Below are 15,177 nucleotides of genomic sequence, written 5' to 3'. Positions count from 1 at the left end.
AGTGATTATCCTTTTTCGATGCCGCGATCGGGGCTTTCCCAACGGGCGCGCTGCTTTCTGGAGCGCAGCATCACTTTAGGGAACGCCACCAGCGTGGTGAACAGACTGAGCATCCAGTAGACCAGCGGATACCAGATGACCCAGAACAGAGAACCGGCCAGACGCGGCTCGTAGCGGCGTTCAATCAGCAGGCTGACGCTAAACTGCAGCAGACAGGTCACCGCCAGCACCATGCCGGTAAACTGCGGCGGGAACAGGTCGTAAACGCGGATGCTGTCCGGGATCGGCATCACCAGCCCCAGCAGGAACAGAATGACGCTTACCGCATAGGTGAAGGCCCAGATGGTTGACAGGCTGAATTCAAAGAACAGCGTCCACATCCGGCGATACTCCCACGACCAGATATGACGCAGATTTTTCAGGAACACCTCGGCTCCGCCCTGCGCCCAGCGCAGCCGCTGGCGCCACAGGCCTTTCAGCGTTTCCGGCATCAGTATCCAGCACAGCGCGCGCGGTTCAAAAAACACCGACCAGTGACGCAGCTGTAGCTTCCAGCTGATATCAATATCTTCGGTGATCATGTCGGGGCTCCAGTAGCCGATTTCCGCCAGCGCGCGGCGGCGAAACGCGGCGACCACGCCGGAAACGGTAAACACCTGGCCGTAAACCCGCTGCGTGCGCTTGATCAGGCCGATAATCGAGGAGAACTCACCCACCTGAATTCGACCAATCAGCGTCGAGCGGGTGCGGATACGCGGATTACCGGTCACCGCCCCCACGCGCGGATTATTCAGCAGCGGTGCCACCAGCCAGGCGGCGGCGTCCCTGTCCAGCAGCGCGTCGCCATCAATGCACACCAGGAAGTCGCTGCGCGCGGCGGCGGCGCCGGTCTGTAGTGCAATCGCTTTCCCCTGATTAGCCGCCAGGTGGATCACCCGCAGTTTGGGGTGGCTGACGGCCATCGCATCCAGCACGGCGGCGGTGTTGTCTTTGGAACCGTCGTTAACGGCGATCACTTCGATATTGCTGTAGCGCTGGCCCAGTGCCGCCAGCAGCGTCTCCTCGGCGTTGGCCTCTTCGTTGTAGCAGGGAACAATAATCGAAATCAGCGGATTCCCTTCCAGCTCGGGGGCCGCGACGTCTTTCCCCCATTTCCAGTGGCGTTCACGATAAAACCAGAAATAGAGTCCGCCGGTCATCCAGATGCCGGACATAAACAGCGGCCAGAAGAAAACAAAGTTCAGCATCACTTCACCGGTATAAATCACCGTAATACCGAACGGTATGCTCAGCACCAGGCAGAGCATCAGAAAGGCAAGAATACGATCGATCATGGCAGCGGATACCAGGTTGATGAAAACACGGGACGGATGTCGTTCAGCGCAGGGCTGTCGTTAAGGAAATCATCCGGGTAGTAGCCAAAGCTCTGCGCACCGCTGGTTTGCAGCTGTTTCATCCAGCTTGCCAGCTGTGCCGCCGGGATAGCGCCGTGCTGTTCCGGCTGACGCCAGTCGCGGGACTGTAGCTCAAAGACAGTCTTCTTCAGCGCGCCGGGGCGGCGACCCACTTCGGTCACCAGCTTGTCCAGCCAGGCGTTGCTTTCCGGCATCGGCACTTTTTCCATCAGCGGCATCGCCATCGGCGCAACCCAGTCATAGGCCTGCAGGAAGTCGTCAAGATTCTGCGCAAACCACGCTTCGCTCTGCGGTTCCAGGATCGGCAGGGCAAAGATATTGCGCGCGGTTTTCACCTGCGGCCCGCGAATAGCCCGCACGTCAGCGGTCAGCTGGCGGGTGAAGTCGATCAGCGTGCGGCTCTTGAAGCGCGTCCAGCGCTGGAAGGTGGCAGGATCGCGACGAATCTCGGCGATCGACGCCGGGAATCCGGCGGCCTGATAGGCGCGCATAGCATCCAGGCTGGCATCTTCATCATCGGCGAGCACCGCGTCATCGTGGTAGATGATCCCGCTGAACACCGCGTGACTGGCGAGATCCTGGTAGATCTCGCGAATACGATCGCGGGCCACTGCGCTGTACGGCGACAGGCGCTGATACTGCTGCGGGTCCACCCGGGTCTGCCCGGTTTTCAGATCGATTTTCTCCACGCGCGGCAGCGATTTATCCAGATCGAAGGCCAGCACCGGCATCCAGGCATACACCTCAGCGCTGGTGCGGGTGGCGATCTGCCACGCCACGCGGTTAAACAGATCCTCGCGTACCGGCAGCCAGCGGTTGGGGAAATAGAGCTCATGCACCCGCCCGTCGCCGTCCGGATCGGCGAAGGCCTGTAAGAAGACGGTGTTCGCCCCGGAGTCGGCCACGCGCTGGATCAGCTTGTCCAGATTGCGCGCCTGCTGCTTAGGATCGGCATCGTAGACGTAGTCGAGATCGACATGCATCACCCGCATATCGCTGGTTTCCTGCACCTCAACCACCCGCCGGGCAAAGCTTTCCAGGCTGGGGTTGTTAGCAATCAGCAGGCGCGGCACGTTGTCCAGCGCATCAACGGAAGCCAGCCCGTCATCCAGCGTCATCGCCATCTGATAGCCGTGCTGACGCACGATACTCAGCGCTTCACCGCCGGCGGCACCGTAAGGCCAGACCCAGACGCGCGGCGCTTTGCCGGTGGCCTCGGTAATACGCTGGGTGATTTTCTCCACGTCGGCATTCACCCGCTGGCGGTACTCGGCCCCGGTTTCATAACGCTGCTGTTTGGGGTCGTAGCGGCGGTTCACCGCATACGGCTCGCTGTTGCCCTGCGGGTTGGATACCTCGCCCTCGTGCTGGGCCCAGGTGTGCGCGCCGATTTCAACCAGCCCGGAGCGGGACATCTCGGCGATCTGTTGCCAGGTGGTGAAGCGATCGCGCGGCGTCATCAGCCCGCCAAAGTTCACCGGCTGCCCGGCGGGGGTATCGATCCAGCTGCCCACCGGGGCCAGCACCGCGTGCCAGCGGTACGCCTGTAACAGCGGCCAGACGCGGCGATAAAAGCTGCTGTAGCCGTCGTCGAAGCTGAGCAGCACCGCCTTCTCCGGCAGTGGTTTCCCCCCGGCTTTGGCGGTGAGGATCTCATCCACCGACACCGGGTGATAGCCGTTTTCCCGCAGCCAGGCGAACTGATCGTTCAGCGCGCTGCTGCGCACCGACAGGTAGCGCTGATCGGCGGACTCATCCTCCACGTCGTGATAGGCGAGGACAATAAAGTGATTTTTCGGCCACGGCTTTTCCGCCGCTGACAGCTGTCGGTCAGCAGGAGAGAGAAAGCGCGGGCGCTCGGCCTGGCTGCATCCGTTTAGCAGCAGCGCGACAGGCAACAATAGAAGAAGCATGAACAAACGCATCGTCTGATCCTCAGAATCGGTAGTTCATATCAAATGAAACAGAAAGGTTTTGCTCGCGGACGCCGTCATAGGGGCGTTTATCCCACGTCAGCTTGACGCCGGTATCCAGCACGTCGTTCCAGCGAACCCGCTGGCCGTAGCTGACCGTGGTCACCGCGCCGCTGCCCTGCCCCTGCTGCCAGTAGGCACCGGCACCCAGCTCAACCTGCTGACTCCATTCGGTCTGATAGTGGCGATACATCAGGTGATCGAGGCTCAGCGCAGGCACCACCGCCAGATCCTGCGACGGGCTGTAGTACGGCGTATCCGTTTTGCTGTTGTGGCTGCCGCTGATATTCGGCGTGAAGTCGAGGGTATAGCGCGCGCCCGAGGTCAGCCGCTCCGAGCCGTCAACCGACCACTCAACGCGGTTGTTGCCGTCCGAAAACCAGGACGGCGCGACGGAGACCTGCCATTCGCGGCGTTCGCTCTGCCGCCAGCGCGCCCAGAGATTACCGCCGTTGACGGTGATGCCGTTGCGCAGTGCCTGTAGCGGCGCTTCACGCATCAGCCGCTCCGCGCTGCCGCCGATGCGCCAGCTGTCGCTAAAATCGTGCCAGCCCGACAGCCGCGCACCGATTTTCTGCCCGCTGCCATAGCGCTGGCCGTTCAGCTCCGCTTCCGCCCAGTTGTCGCGCGCGCGGTACTCCACGCCGCCGCGTACGCTGCGGTTAATTCCCCTTCCTTCGCTGAACTCGCTGTCGGCAAACGACAGACCGGTGAAGACCCGCCAGTTCTCTTCGATGGGCGGACTGTAGAGCATCGCGTCGAGGGAAAGATCGTTAGCGCCGCTGACCGGGCTGTCAGAGTTGATGCCGTGTTCACCCTGCACGCGCAGCTCGGCGTAACGATGCACATCACGCAGGCGATCGAGCCGCTGCGTGCTGCGGCTTTCCGGCTGGCGCTCGATCACGTCATCCGCCAGCAGGTCGGCCTGCCGCCACTCCTGCAGCTCCAGCGCGGTCAGCCCCTGCTGCGTTTCCAGCCCCAGGCTGCGCGGCTCCATGCTTTCAACACGCTTCAGTTCGGCTTCGGCGCGGCGCGGCCAGCCGCGGGTCAGCCACAGGCTGGCTACGTCGATCTGTAATCCCTGATTGCCCGGCGCGGTGCGCGCCAGATGTTCGGCCTGCTGCTGTGCCGCAGGCAGATCGTCATGCAGCAGTGCCGACTGAACCTGTAACTGCTGCGCATCCAGCCAGTCGTCGTTAGGCACCCGTTCCGGTGAACCGAAAATATTGAGCAGATACGGGCTGGAGGCAACGAACCGATCGCTCTGCCGACGTGCTGCATCGGGCTGCTCATCCTCCGCCAGCGCATAGAACAGATCGCTCTGCTCGGTGCGGCTGAGCGGGCTGGATGAGGTTTCCGGCGACAGCGACTGATAAATCGCCACCGCGCGATCCGGCTGGCGCAGCCAGAGGAAGGCGGCCGCCACCCAGCGGCGGGCGTAGGTCGGGATCACCGTACCTTCCGCCGTCAGCCGCTGGTACTCATCCACCGCTTCCTGCATCCGGCTGCGGGCCACCAGCGCACCCAATCTGTCGATGCGCGCCTGCTGATAGTCAGAATGAGCGGCAGGGTCGTGCTGCCAGGCCGCCAGCAGCGGCTGATACTCGGCCAGCGCCCGATCGGCGACGGTAAAGCGTTCCGCTTCCGAGCGGCTGGGCGCAAAGGCAATACGTACTTTTTCCGCCGCGGCATCGCGCTGCAGTCTGCGCAGCTGCGCCGCATCGGGGTTTGCACGCGAAGCCTGAAGCAGCGCCGGGCCGCTGACCCGATTGAGGGAGAGCGCGTTCAGGTAGTTTTGTTCAATCTGCCGATCGCTGGCGAAGCGCAATTCCGCCTGGCTGGCGGACTGTAGCGCATCCTCTTTTTTCCCGGCGGCAAACTGAACGTAGGAGAGATCGAGCCAGCGACGCGCGTTAGCAGCCTGTGCGACACGCTGCTGCGCCAGCGGCAGGGCTTGCGCACTGCGCCCGGCATCGGCCAGGGTCATCAGATAACCGCTGTACAAATCGTCGTTGCCCGGCTCGCGAACCAGCACCCGCTGCCAGACCGCCAGCGATGGCTGCCACTGGTGCAGATTGCGCAGCGAACCGGCCACCGCCTGCAGGCCACGAACCGGCAGCGTCACCTGCCGATCGTAACGCTGCCAGACGGCCACCACCTGACGATCGTTCCCGGCCCAGTTGGCAATCTGCAACCAATCGGCTATTTCACTCGCACTCAGCGTTCGTCGTGCGGCTTCACCGTCGAAGAATCGCAGAGCAGGAGCATTGTTCCCCTCGCGAGCGGCAACGATCAGGGCGTCATAATTCTGCGCCGCTGCCAGCGATGGCAGGGTGCTGAATGTCAGTAATAACGCGACCGTTTTTTTCCGCTGGTGTGGGCGGCATTTCAACCTGGAAAAGCAACAAAATAACACGGCAACTCCTTTATTATTTTACTTATCCGTACAGGTGTATTGTTGGGTTTATTATTTATTTAATTTTTTAGGGTGAAGGAATCCCCACCCGAATTCGGGTTTCGGGAAAATGGGGAGACGTATCATTGGTGATGAAAATCCTACATAGCATTGACGAGCTGTACAACTTTTCAGGCTTAAGATTCCTCTTAAACCGTTGTAATCCAGGATTATTTTCTGAAATTTTAAAACAATAAATTATTTATTTTCAATAAATTACCAAACTCACCATACCAGTTGAAATAAGACTAATCCCGCCACTTTCTGCAATTTAGAAAAAGACGCTTGTTCAAAAAATGAAAAAAGAAATTCATATCAGAGTGATTAATCATTGTTGTCATGAATATTTAATCGTGAAAATGACAGCCACAAAACTCCAGTAATAAATGGATCTGATTTTCACCGCACGGCTTTAGCTGACTCACTGCCTTTCTGCAAAGTGAAAAAGCCTTTTTCGATGGGCAAATTTAATCACCGTGATAAATTTCATTCTTTTCGATTAAGAAAAACCCGGCAGGCCGCATAGCGACAGGGCACTTTCCGCGAGGAAAAAACGGCTATGGCATGCGTAAATTTCGTTCAACTTTTAAAAACCGATGATATAATGTGACCGTCGTCACACTTCCTTGACCTTTATGTCAGTCCGGAAAGAGCCTACCTGGCAGCTCTTGTTCCGCTTTCGGTGATGCCGCTTCCAGTCTGTCAGGACCGATCATCGTGGAGTTAAACATGGGTACGATTACTGCCAGCGTTATGCTGATGAGATGGGAACTGCTGAGTGCAGTAATGATGTTTATCGCCAGCACGTTTAACGTGCAGTGCCGTAAAGCCAGCCGCAACGCCATGGCGTTCGTCTTCACCGGCATCGGCATTGGCATGTCGTGCTGGTTTGTGACCGGCCTGCTGGGGATGACCCTGAGCATGGAGAATTTATACAACTTCTGGCATATCACTAAAGACGTGTTTATCAACGTCATGAGCCAGACGCCGCCGGACTGGCCGATGCCCTGATTTCCCTGCCCGATGAGTCAACGGGATTCATCGGGCAATGTTGTTTTCATTTCCCCCCTTCACTTCCCCTTCTTTGCTACTTTGTTAAAACAGCGTGGAATTACCGCCGGCTCTAAAATAACTTTCACCGCAACAATCCGAATTAGAATTTATTTTTAATTCCACAAGAATATTCCTAATCGCATATCGTGAAATACTGATATAAAATAGCCGAACTACCTCAGCACGAATTAACTCCAGTTATTATCGCCATATTATAGTTAAGAAAGGTAATAGCATTTATGAGAAAGTCACGATATACGGCAGAACAAATCAGCAGAGCAATTAAAGATTCAGAAGACGGTATTAAGGTTAAACAGATTTGTGAAAACCTTGGTATTTCTGAAGCAACGTTCTACAGTTGGAAAAAGAAGTACGCCGGATTAAATTCAGAACATGGAAGAAAAATCAAAGAATTAGAAGAGTCTCTGCACAGCCTGTCGCGCGAGCTGCAGCTGCTTTCTTCCGATAAAGAACTGCTTCAGAGTATTGTGAAGAACTTCTTCACCACCGGGGATAAACGCAAAGCGGTCACCTTCCTGCAGGATACCCACAACGTGGGAACCCGCCGCAGCTGCCGCCTGCTGAATATCAGCCGCAGCGTTTATCACTACCCTTGCAGCTGTGACAGTCAGTAGTCTGCTGACAACAGCAATTATTTATCACTCTTTAACATTAGCCACCGACCGGGCAAGTAATATGCGGTCGGTGCTAATGTTTTCGCTAAAGTTAACGCAGCATACTGTCTGATGATTATTCGTTCAGCGGCACAATCCGTGGCTGAGGCTTAATCCGCATCGCCACCACCACCCCGCTAATCAGGCAGATAATGCCGCAAAAAGTCAGCAAAGGTGGCCACGCCTGGCGCAGGGCAAAGGTATAGGCCAGCCCGGCCAGCGTTTCAAATACGATTAACGGCCCGAGCAGCACCGCAGGCAGGCGCTGGCTGGCTTCATTCCAGCACAGCGTCCCCAGCCACGAGCACAGCAGCCCGATAGCCAGCATAAGCGCGATAAATACTCCCGGCTGTGGGCCAAACGGCAGGGTAAACTCAGGCTGCGTCAGATGCAGCTGCCCCATCACCAGCAGATAGCCCAGCAGCGCCAGCGGCAGCGTTGCCAGCCCCTGCGCGGTTGCCCAGGTACCGGGGCGCAGCGCCGGATGCTGCCGCAGCCAGCGCGAGTTGCGCAGCGGATACCACGTCCAGCAGATAACCGCAGCCAGCGCCAGCGCAATACCGCTGAAATAGCGCCACGGGTCGAACTGCTGCCCGGCCCCGCTCATCTCAGCCACGTTAACGCAGGCCAGCCCGCAGACGATCAGCAGCAGTGCAGGAGCCAGGCTCCGCCAGCTGAGTCGGCCATCATCGCCGCCGTAAAACAGGTTGGCGCAGACCGCAATCACCACCGGCAGCGTGCCGATAATCATCGTGGAAACCGGCGCGCCGGTACGCTGGATAGCCGTCGCCAGAAAAGCGTAGTAAAGCAGATTCCCCACCAGCGTCAGCTTAAACGCTTCCCGCCAGTCATCCCCCGTCAGACCGCGCAGGCGCTGGCGATCCTGCCAGGCCAGCGGCAGCGCAATCAGCCCGAAGGCCAGATAGCGCCCCATGGACTGTAGGGTTCCCGGATAGCCCGGAACCAGCAGCGGTCCGACAAAGATCAATCCCCACATCAGCCCCGCTCCGAGGGCAAATAAAATTCCCGCTAACATCGTTCACTCCAGAAGGCACGCAAAAGCAATACCGTATTATGACGGGGGATGGCAAGACGGGGATTGTAGCAAATTGCGCTAACCGCTCTGGCGGACCTGCTTCTGATAGCGGGCGGGGGTGATGCCATAACGGGCGGCAAAACTGCGGGTCAGATGTGCCTGGTCGGTCAGCCCGACGGCGGCGGCAACCTCGGCTGAGGGCATGCCATCAATCAGCAGCTGACGGGCCTGATAGAGACGAAAAGCCATCAGCATCTGATGCGGGGTAACGTGATACTGCGCCTTGAACTGACGCTGGAAATGATAAGGGCTGAGCGACATCAGCGCGGAGAGATCGCCGAGAGTGATACGTTCCGCCAGATTATCGCGCAGATAGTCGCGTACCCGATCGAAGCGGTGGCGGGCCGGAGCCTCTGAGGGACAAACGTTACGGGCGTGGGGGCGCAGTACGTCACAGAGCGACAGCAACAGACCATCAATCGCCAGCGCATCGTTCGTCTGCCACAGTCGGGAGAGGATCTGCGAAACTTCGCGCGCGTGCTGCGGGTGATGGCGCACCGCGCGGTCAAACCACCAGCCCGATTCGCCGGTCAGCTCGGCCAGCCGCTGCGGTTCCAGATAAATCATACGATACTGCCAGCCGCCTTCGCTGGCGGATTCGCCGGTATGCAGCTCGTCCGGATTCATTAACACCAGCGAGTCGACCGGGGCCAGGTGCTGTTCACCGCGATAGCGAAACCGCTCGGCACCGATGTCGATCGTTCCGATGCCAAACGCTTCGTGGGTGTGTGGCTCAAAGGCATAGTGCGTGATGTGCGCACGATACAGCTCTACGCCCTGCACGCCGGGCAGATGGCGGAAGCTGGCGCGGTCCTGCTCGTAGCAAAACTGTTCCGGTACACCTTCCACTTTCGCCTCCTCGCTGAAAAATCGACCATCAGTTTACGACGTTCAGGTCGCGTCGAAAAGTGCTGATTAAACCCCGGTTAAACGGCTCACCTGTGCAGTAAAAGCCCTCGCACTCATTGTGACTCTATTTATCTGACACCTGCTCAAATACGGTTTTAACCAGCGGAAAAGGATAATCTGCTATGTCGGAAATTCTTCTTACTCCACGTACGAACAACGGCCTTGCGTTATTTTCAGCATTAATTGGCGGCCAGCTGGCGCCGGAAAAGCTGTGGCTTTCGCCCTCGTGGCGCGCCAAGTTTCTGCTGCGCTCCATGCTGACCCCCGTCAGCAGCTGGCAGCATATGCGCCATATCGCCGCCTTTGCGCCGATGCAGCAGATTTTGCCGCAGCAGCCCACGCTGCCGGGAAAAATCCACCGCCCTTACCTGCATCTTGGGTTGTCGGTCAGCCAGCGCGTGGCGGCGCTGCACGATCATTACCGCTTCGTCTCGCAGCTGGCGTGTGAAGAGCTGCGCCAGGCGATGCTTAGCGCGACAGATTTCACACTCGCCCGCTTCAGCGGGAAAGACGGTGAGGCCATAGCGATCACCATGATATGCAACGGTCGCTGCGAGCGCGAAGGGGAAGTGAATTTACTCCTCCACTGCGACGGCACTCTACTGGGGGTGCTGACGTTTGCCGTGACCGAGCGCAATGGCAAACCGCAGCTGATCATCGGCGGCCTGCAGGGCGCTCACCGCGATACGCCGCATGAATTTATTCGCCACGCCACCAAAGCGTGCCACGGGCTGTTCCCCAAAAGAGTGCTGCTGGAAGCGCTGATGCAGCTCGCCGTAACGATGGGCATTCAGCAGATTTATGCGGTGCGCGATGGCGGCCATGTGTTCTATAGCCTGCGCTATCGCCTGAAAAAAAGGGCGCTGTTTCACGCCTGCTATGATGAGTTCTGGCAGTCGGTTAATGCGACGGTGGCCTCGCGTCATTTATACCAGCTGCCGCTCAGCCTGGCGCAAAAACCGCTGGAGGAGATCGCCAGTAAAAAGCGCGCCGAGTACCGCCGCCGCTATGCGCTACTTGACCAGCTGCATCAGCAGCTGAGCCGCTTTACCCGATAAGATTAACCGGCTGGCGGCTGCGCGGTACCGGCGGCCGGTTCCAGCTGTACGTCGTCAATCTTCCAGCCGTCGCGTTCATGCACCAACGTGACCAGCAGATGCTGTTGGTCGGTCGGGTCGCGCCCGAGGGTCACATCGCCAAAGGCGCGATTGCCGTTCAGCGTGAAATCGCTGACGCTGACGTTATTCACCCAGCCGTCGCTGTAGTCCTGATCCTGCAGAAAGTAATCATCATCCATGCCTTCCGGGCTTTTAATCAGCAGATTGATTTTTTGCAGCAGCCGCTGGGTAACATACTCACTCAGCAGCGGATCGTGCTCATCGATCGGGCTTTCTTCTTTGCTCAGCGCCGTCAGATACCAGCTGTAGAAGGCCACGCTGGTGCTGTGCGGATCGGCATTATGCTCTGCCGCCATCGCCTGAAAGGCGAATATCGGGGCAATCAGCATCAATAACCACTTTTTCATTCCAACCATCCCGGATTAACCACGACTTGTTTTCCTCAATCAGCCCAGGCACTCCATGCCGCCTGTGATTGTATTGAATTTACGCGGCTAATCCAGTGTTCCCGGCGGTGTTCCCGGCTTTTTTTGGTAACTGTTTATCGGCGAGTGACGCATCGATTCATCCATTCGGTCAGGATCGCCGCCAGCCGCTGTGGCTGTTCAAGCGGCAGCATATGGCCGGAATCCTCCACCAGCCGGAATTCCGCATCAGGGATCGCCTCACACAGCGCCCGCGACTCCGCCAGGCTGCGCATGCGATCGTCTGCGGCAGCAATCACCAGCGTCGGGCAACGAATGTCGGCCAGCAGATGGCTGTCGCTGTTGCGCGCCATCTGCAGCTGACGAATCCAGGTTTCCCGCCCCAGCCGCAGGCTCATATCGAGGATCTGCTGCACCAGCTGCGGATCGTCTTCATGCTGCTGGCCCAGCGACAGCTTAATCGCCCGGTGGCTCAGCCCGCGGAATGGGCCGCTGTCCTGCTCAAGCTTCCCGGCGACCGTCGCTTTAAACTGCGACTGCATCACGCTGTCTGCTGCACTGGAGGTGGCAATCAGCACCAGCCCCCGTACGCGATGCGGCACCTGGCGAGCAATCTCGCGGGCGACAAAACCGCCCATCGAAAACCCCACCAGCACGAACTCCGGCGGGCAGCACTCCAGCACCCTGGCGGCCATCTCCTCAACCGATTTTCCCTGCGACAGATCGCCAAAGGTCAGCGGGCCTGTCGCCTCCAGCTGCGGCAACAACCCCTGCCACAGCCCGGCATCGCACATCAGTCCGGGCAGTAATACCAGTGCGGTCATCGGTTAGTGCTCCAGAACATTATTGGCCAACTTGAAAAACTCATACATAACGGCACAGCTGCCGAAATAGGCGGTCAGGCCAATGATTGCCCCCAGCAGGCGTGACGGTATTGCACGCGGCGCGTTCCACGGCGCGGCCAGCAGCCAGCACACCAGATGACCCGGCAGGCAGATAACGGGAACGCCGCGCTCGCGGATGCGCCACACCCCGCTGAGCACAATCAGCGCCAGCATGATTTCAAGCAGGCCCGCCAGCTCTGCCCGGTTCCCCAGCAGCTTCGGCAGGCCAAAATGCATCAGCACCAAAAAGAGGGCAACCACCAGGGCTGAGAGTATGCCTTCAATCAGCAGCCAGACGCCTAACGCAAACTGCCAGCGCCGCAGCGTCTGGAAAACCAGATCGTGGCCGTAGAGATAAAACAGGATCAGTACGCCGCTCAGCGTCAGCACCGGCCATGTGGGATGTGCCTCAACCGCGCTGCGGTTCATGACCACGCCCCAGAACAGCAGCAGATACACGCCAGCCCAGCTCAGGGCAACGTGCTTTTCCTGAAAGAACCGTTCCTGAAAGCACTTTTCCTGGCTGTACTGCAACACCATCGGGTTGATGCGGTCGGTCAGCTCGGGATAGCGGGTGCACAGTTCATCCACCTGCTTGCTCATATCGGCGAGAAAATTGGGGATCAGCCTTGCCCACAGCGGCATTTTCTCGTCGCTGCCGGCGATTAACGCCACCATCCGTTTTTTGCGCCAGGAATCTCCGGCGGAATGCAGCAGCGCCTGCCAGCTTGCCCCCATTGCCGTGCGGCGTGCGGCGCGGTTAAGCTTCCACACCAGGCGGCCCGATAACAGGCGGGTATCATCGTAGCCGTCCAGCCCCCAGCCAAGCGTTTCCGACAGGCGCATTAACAGCTCTTCGGTCAGTCCCGGTCGGTCAACCAGCGCCTGCGCCAGCTGCTGGTTGAACTGCTGCTGCTGCAACAGCGAGCCGTTAGCCGCGACCCGCAGCCAGGTTTCCTCCAACTGTTCCATGCCCTGCTCTGATGCCAGCAGCCGATCCGCCAGCCGGTTGATTTCTTTTATGCTGTAGGCGGGCGGCGGCAGAGGGATATCTTCTGCGTTATCTGACGTCTTGCCTGTGCGATTGGGCGAATTCTCAATGTCTTCCGGCAGCAGAATGCGATCGGCGGCATGTGCGCCCGCCTCCTCGTCGGTGATTGCAGCGCCATCACGCCGAACACCGTTACCGTTTCCGCTGCACTCCACGCCATCATCAAGCACCCGCGTTAAGCCAGCTTCCCCGGGCTGAACCTGGAAGCCAAAACCGGCCAGTTCGCCCGGCGCGCTGGCGGCATACTGCTTCGCCTGCTCCCACGCCTCTCGCAGCCGCTGATAGCCTTCAGGATCGCGATCCGGGCGGTGCTGCTTCAGCTGCTTCACATAGGCGCGGCGGATCTCACTCTCGTCGCGGGTCGGATCGATCCCCAGTACGCTCCATTCGTTCATGTTACTGGGTCCAGTTATCGTAGCGGGACAGCATCTGCTCCAGATGCTGACGGAAATCAGCAATCTGACGTACATCCTGGGTTTCCAGCAGCTGTTCGAACGCCGACAGCGCCGCATCAATCTGCTGCCGCTCTTCACCCAGCAGGAAGCGATAAAGCTCGTTGCAGCGGGTCAGCACCCGGCGGTTTTCCGGCCGATCGCGCGGATGCTGCTTCAGCGAGGCCAGCCGTTGCAGGCTCTGCTGGATTTCCTCCGCGCTCATCTGGCCCGGCACGTTTTCAATCACCAGCCGGCTGATGGTGTCCGATGCCGACGTGCGGCACTCCACTTCCAGAATGCCGTCCAGCGTATAGGTAAAGCGCACGTCGATGCTGACTTCACCCGCCTTGCGCGCCGGTACCTCAAGTTTAATGTCGCCCAGTTGGATATTGTCCTTCACCCGCCGCCCTTCCCCCTGGTAGATCTCAACTTCCACCAGGGTCTGATTGTCGACGGCGGTACACAGGGTTTTCTCCATGCTCACCGGCAGGAAGGTGTTGCGCTCAATCAGCGGCAGGAAGAAGCCCGCTTCCTGGCGGCCATGCTGCTCGCGCATTGTCGCCACGCCCAGCGAGTACGGCATCACGTCGGTGAGGATCACGTCTTCCACCGCGCTGTCCTCCATTACCATCCCGGCCTGCACGCCTGCGCCCAGCGCAACCGCCTGATCAGGATGCAGATCGTGGCGCGGGAAGCGGCCAAACAGGCGGGCCACGGTCTGACGGATCAGCGGCATACGCGTGGCACCGCCCACCAGCAGCACGTGATCCAGCTGATCGAGGGTGAAACGGGCATCCTGCAGCGCCTGGCTGACGGGCCGCTGGAGGCGGGCAATCAGCTCGCTGCAAATCTCGGCAAACTTCGCCTCGCTCAGCTCCCACTGCCAGCGCTTATCCTGCCATTCCAGCTCGGCGGTGGCGGGAGAGGACTGGGTGAGATCGCACTTCAGGCGTTCGGCCAGCTGGGTGAGGCTGGCGTAAAGTGCACCTTCCGCCTGATTCAGCTCGGGGAACTGCTGCTGCATCCAGCGCAGGATCGCCACGTTAAAGTCATCGCCGCCGAGGAACACGTCACCGCTGCTGGAACGCACTTCCACCACGCCGTCGAACATATCGATAATCGACACGTCAAAGGTGCCGCCGCCGAGGTCAAAGGTCAGGTACTTTTGCTGCTGGTTATTCAGCAGGCCAAAGGCCAGCGAGGCGGCGGTCGGTTCGTTCAGCAGCCTTTTCACTTCCAGTCCGGCCAGTTCACCGGCAGTTTTCACCGCCCGGCGCTGCACGTCGTTGAAATAGGCTGGAACAGTGATCACCGCGCAGGATACCGGCTGACCGAGGGCGTTTTCCGCATCCTCTTTCAGCTGACGCAGCAGGATCGCCGACAGCTCCTCGGCGCGGAAGCTCTGTGCGCCAAGCTTCACCGTGGTTTCACTGCCCATATGGCGCTTAAAGCTGGCGGCGGTGAGGTGAGGATGCGACTGTAACCGCGCCTTAGCGGGCTGGCCCACCAGCATATTGCCCGCATCGTCCACGCCGACGACCGAAGGCGTCAGAAAATCGCCAAAGCGGTTCGGCACCAGTTCTGAACGCCCGTTGCGCCACAGGCACAGCAGGCTGTTTGAGGTGCCAAGATCGATACCAATAACTAAATCGGTGGTCATTCACGCTGTCCTTGTTGACCCGCCCGCGCG

The 15,177-nt window shown here is 59.1% G+C and carries 12 protein-coding genes; 3 read left to right on the top strand and 9 right to left on the bottom strand.

Annotated elements, in window-relative coordinates:
* Positions 1-5: 5 nt before the first annotated feature.
* From pgaC to pgaA, 3 genes are read right to left on the bottom strand one after another with little or no spacing between them, the layout of a single operon-like run.
* Positions 6-1,334 (bottom strand): poly-beta-1,6-N-acetyl-D-glucosamine synthase, encoded by a 1,329-nt coding sequence (pgaC, locus tag JOE09_RS10520; protein WP_200543119.1) that lies wholly within the window; start codon positions 1,332-1,334, stop codon positions 6-8.
* Complete coding sequence (gene pgaB, locus JOE09_RS10515; RefSeq protein WP_205065741.1) at positions 1,331-3,340, bottom strand: poly-beta-1,6-N-acetyl-D-glucosamine N-deacetylase PgaB; 2,010 nt, start codon at positions 3,338-3,340, stop codon at positions 1,331-1,333. Before pgaB ends, pgaC begins: the two co-directional genes overlap by 4 nt.
* A 10-nt stretch (positions 3,341-3,350) precedes the next feature.
* The gene (gene pgaA, locus JOE09_RS10510; RefSeq protein ID WP_338049331.1) at positions 3,351-5,804 is read right to left on the bottom strand and encodes a poly-beta-1,6 N-acetyl-D-glucosamine export porin PgaA; all 2,454 of its coding nucleotides are present in this window, start codon (positions 5,802-5,804) and stop codon (positions 3,351-3,353) included.
* A gap of 768 nt (positions 5,805-6,572) precedes the next feature.
* Between pgaA and JOE09_RS10505 the strand changes: the two genes are divergently transcribed.
* Positions 6,573-6,854: a YjcB family protein gene (locus JOE09_RS10505; RefSeq protein WP_123331848.1), complete on the top strand. Its 282-nt coding sequence runs from the start codon at positions 6,573-6,575 to the stop codon at positions 6,852-6,854.
* Positions 6,855-7,135: 281 nt separating this feature from the next.
* A complete protein-coding gene (locus JOE09_RS10500; protein ID WP_205065740.1) occupies positions 7,136-7,531 on the top strand; it encodes a transposase in 396 nt (131 codons plus the stop codon).
* A gap of 115 nt (positions 7,532-7,646) precedes the next feature.
* Here JOE09_RS10500 and JOE09_RS10495 read toward each other — a convergent pair whose 3' ends face one another.
* Both JOE09_RS10495 and JOE09_RS10490 read right to left on the bottom strand, forming a co-directional pair.
* Positions 7,647-8,606 (bottom strand): DMT family transporter, encoded by a 960-nt coding sequence (locus tag JOE09_RS10495; protein WP_205065739.1) that lies wholly within the window; start codon positions 8,604-8,606, stop codon positions 7,647-7,649.
* A 78-nt stretch (positions 8,607-8,684) separates the two neighbouring features.
* On the bottom strand, positions 8,685-9,515 hold the full coding sequence (locus tag JOE09_RS10490; protein ID WP_205065738.1) for an AraC family ligand binding domain-containing protein: 831 nt from the start codon (positions 9,513-9,515) through the stop codon (positions 8,685-8,687).
* Positions 9,516-9,697: 182 nt separating this feature from the next.
* Between JOE09_RS10490 and JOE09_RS10485 the strand changes: the two genes are divergently transcribed.
* Positions 9,698-10,633 carry a VirK/YbjX family protein gene (locus tag JOE09_RS10485; RefSeq protein WP_205065737.1) on the top strand — a complete coding sequence of 312 codons (936 nt, stop codon included), beginning with the start codon at positions 9,698-9,700 and terminating at the stop codon, positions 10,631-10,633.
* A gap of 2 nt (positions 10,634-10,635) precedes the next feature.
* Here the strand turns inward: JOE09_RS10485 and JOE09_RS10480 are convergent, their stop codons facing one another.
* The 4 genes from JOE09_RS10480 to JOE09_RS10465 all read right to left on the bottom strand — a co-directional run bounded on the left by JOE09_RS10480 (position 10,636) and on the right by JOE09_RS10465 (position 15,147).
* Positions 10,636-11,100, bottom strand: coding sequence for a DUF3828 domain-containing protein (locus JOE09_RS10480; RefSeq protein ID WP_205065736.1), 465 nt, complete (start codon positions 11,098-11,100; stop codon positions 10,636-10,638).
* Positions 11,101-11,234: 134 nt separating this feature from the next.
* The gene (locus tag JOE09_RS10475) at positions 11,235-11,942 is read right to left on the bottom strand and encodes an alpha/beta fold hydrolase (RefSeq protein WP_205065735.1); all 708 of its coding nucleotides are present in this window, start codon (positions 11,940-11,942) and stop codon (positions 11,235-11,237) included.
* 3 nt (positions 11,943-11,945) lie between these two features.
* Positions 11,946-13,448 (bottom strand): J domain-containing protein, encoded by a 1,503-nt coding sequence (locus tag JOE09_RS26125; protein WP_239553035.1) that lies wholly within the window; start codon positions 13,446-13,448, stop codon positions 11,946-11,948.
* A gap of 1 nt (position 13,449) precedes the next feature.
* Positions 13,450-15,147 carry an Hsp70 family protein gene (locus JOE09_RS10465; RefSeq protein WP_205065734.1) on the bottom strand — a complete coding sequence of 566 codons (1,698 nt, stop codon included), beginning with the start codon at positions 15,145-15,147 and terminating at the stop codon, positions 13,450-13,452.
* Positions 15,148-15,177 lie beyond the last annotated feature (30 nt).

It is taken from the genome of Pantoea coffeiphila, assembly GCF_016909495.1.
Lineage (GTDB): Bacteria > Pseudomonadota > Gammaproteobacteria > Enterobacterales > Enterobacteriaceae > Erwinia > Erwinia coffeiphila.
The sequence above is the reverse complement of the archived record's forward strand: the minus strand, read 5'-3'. Positions and strand labels throughout refer to the sequence as shown.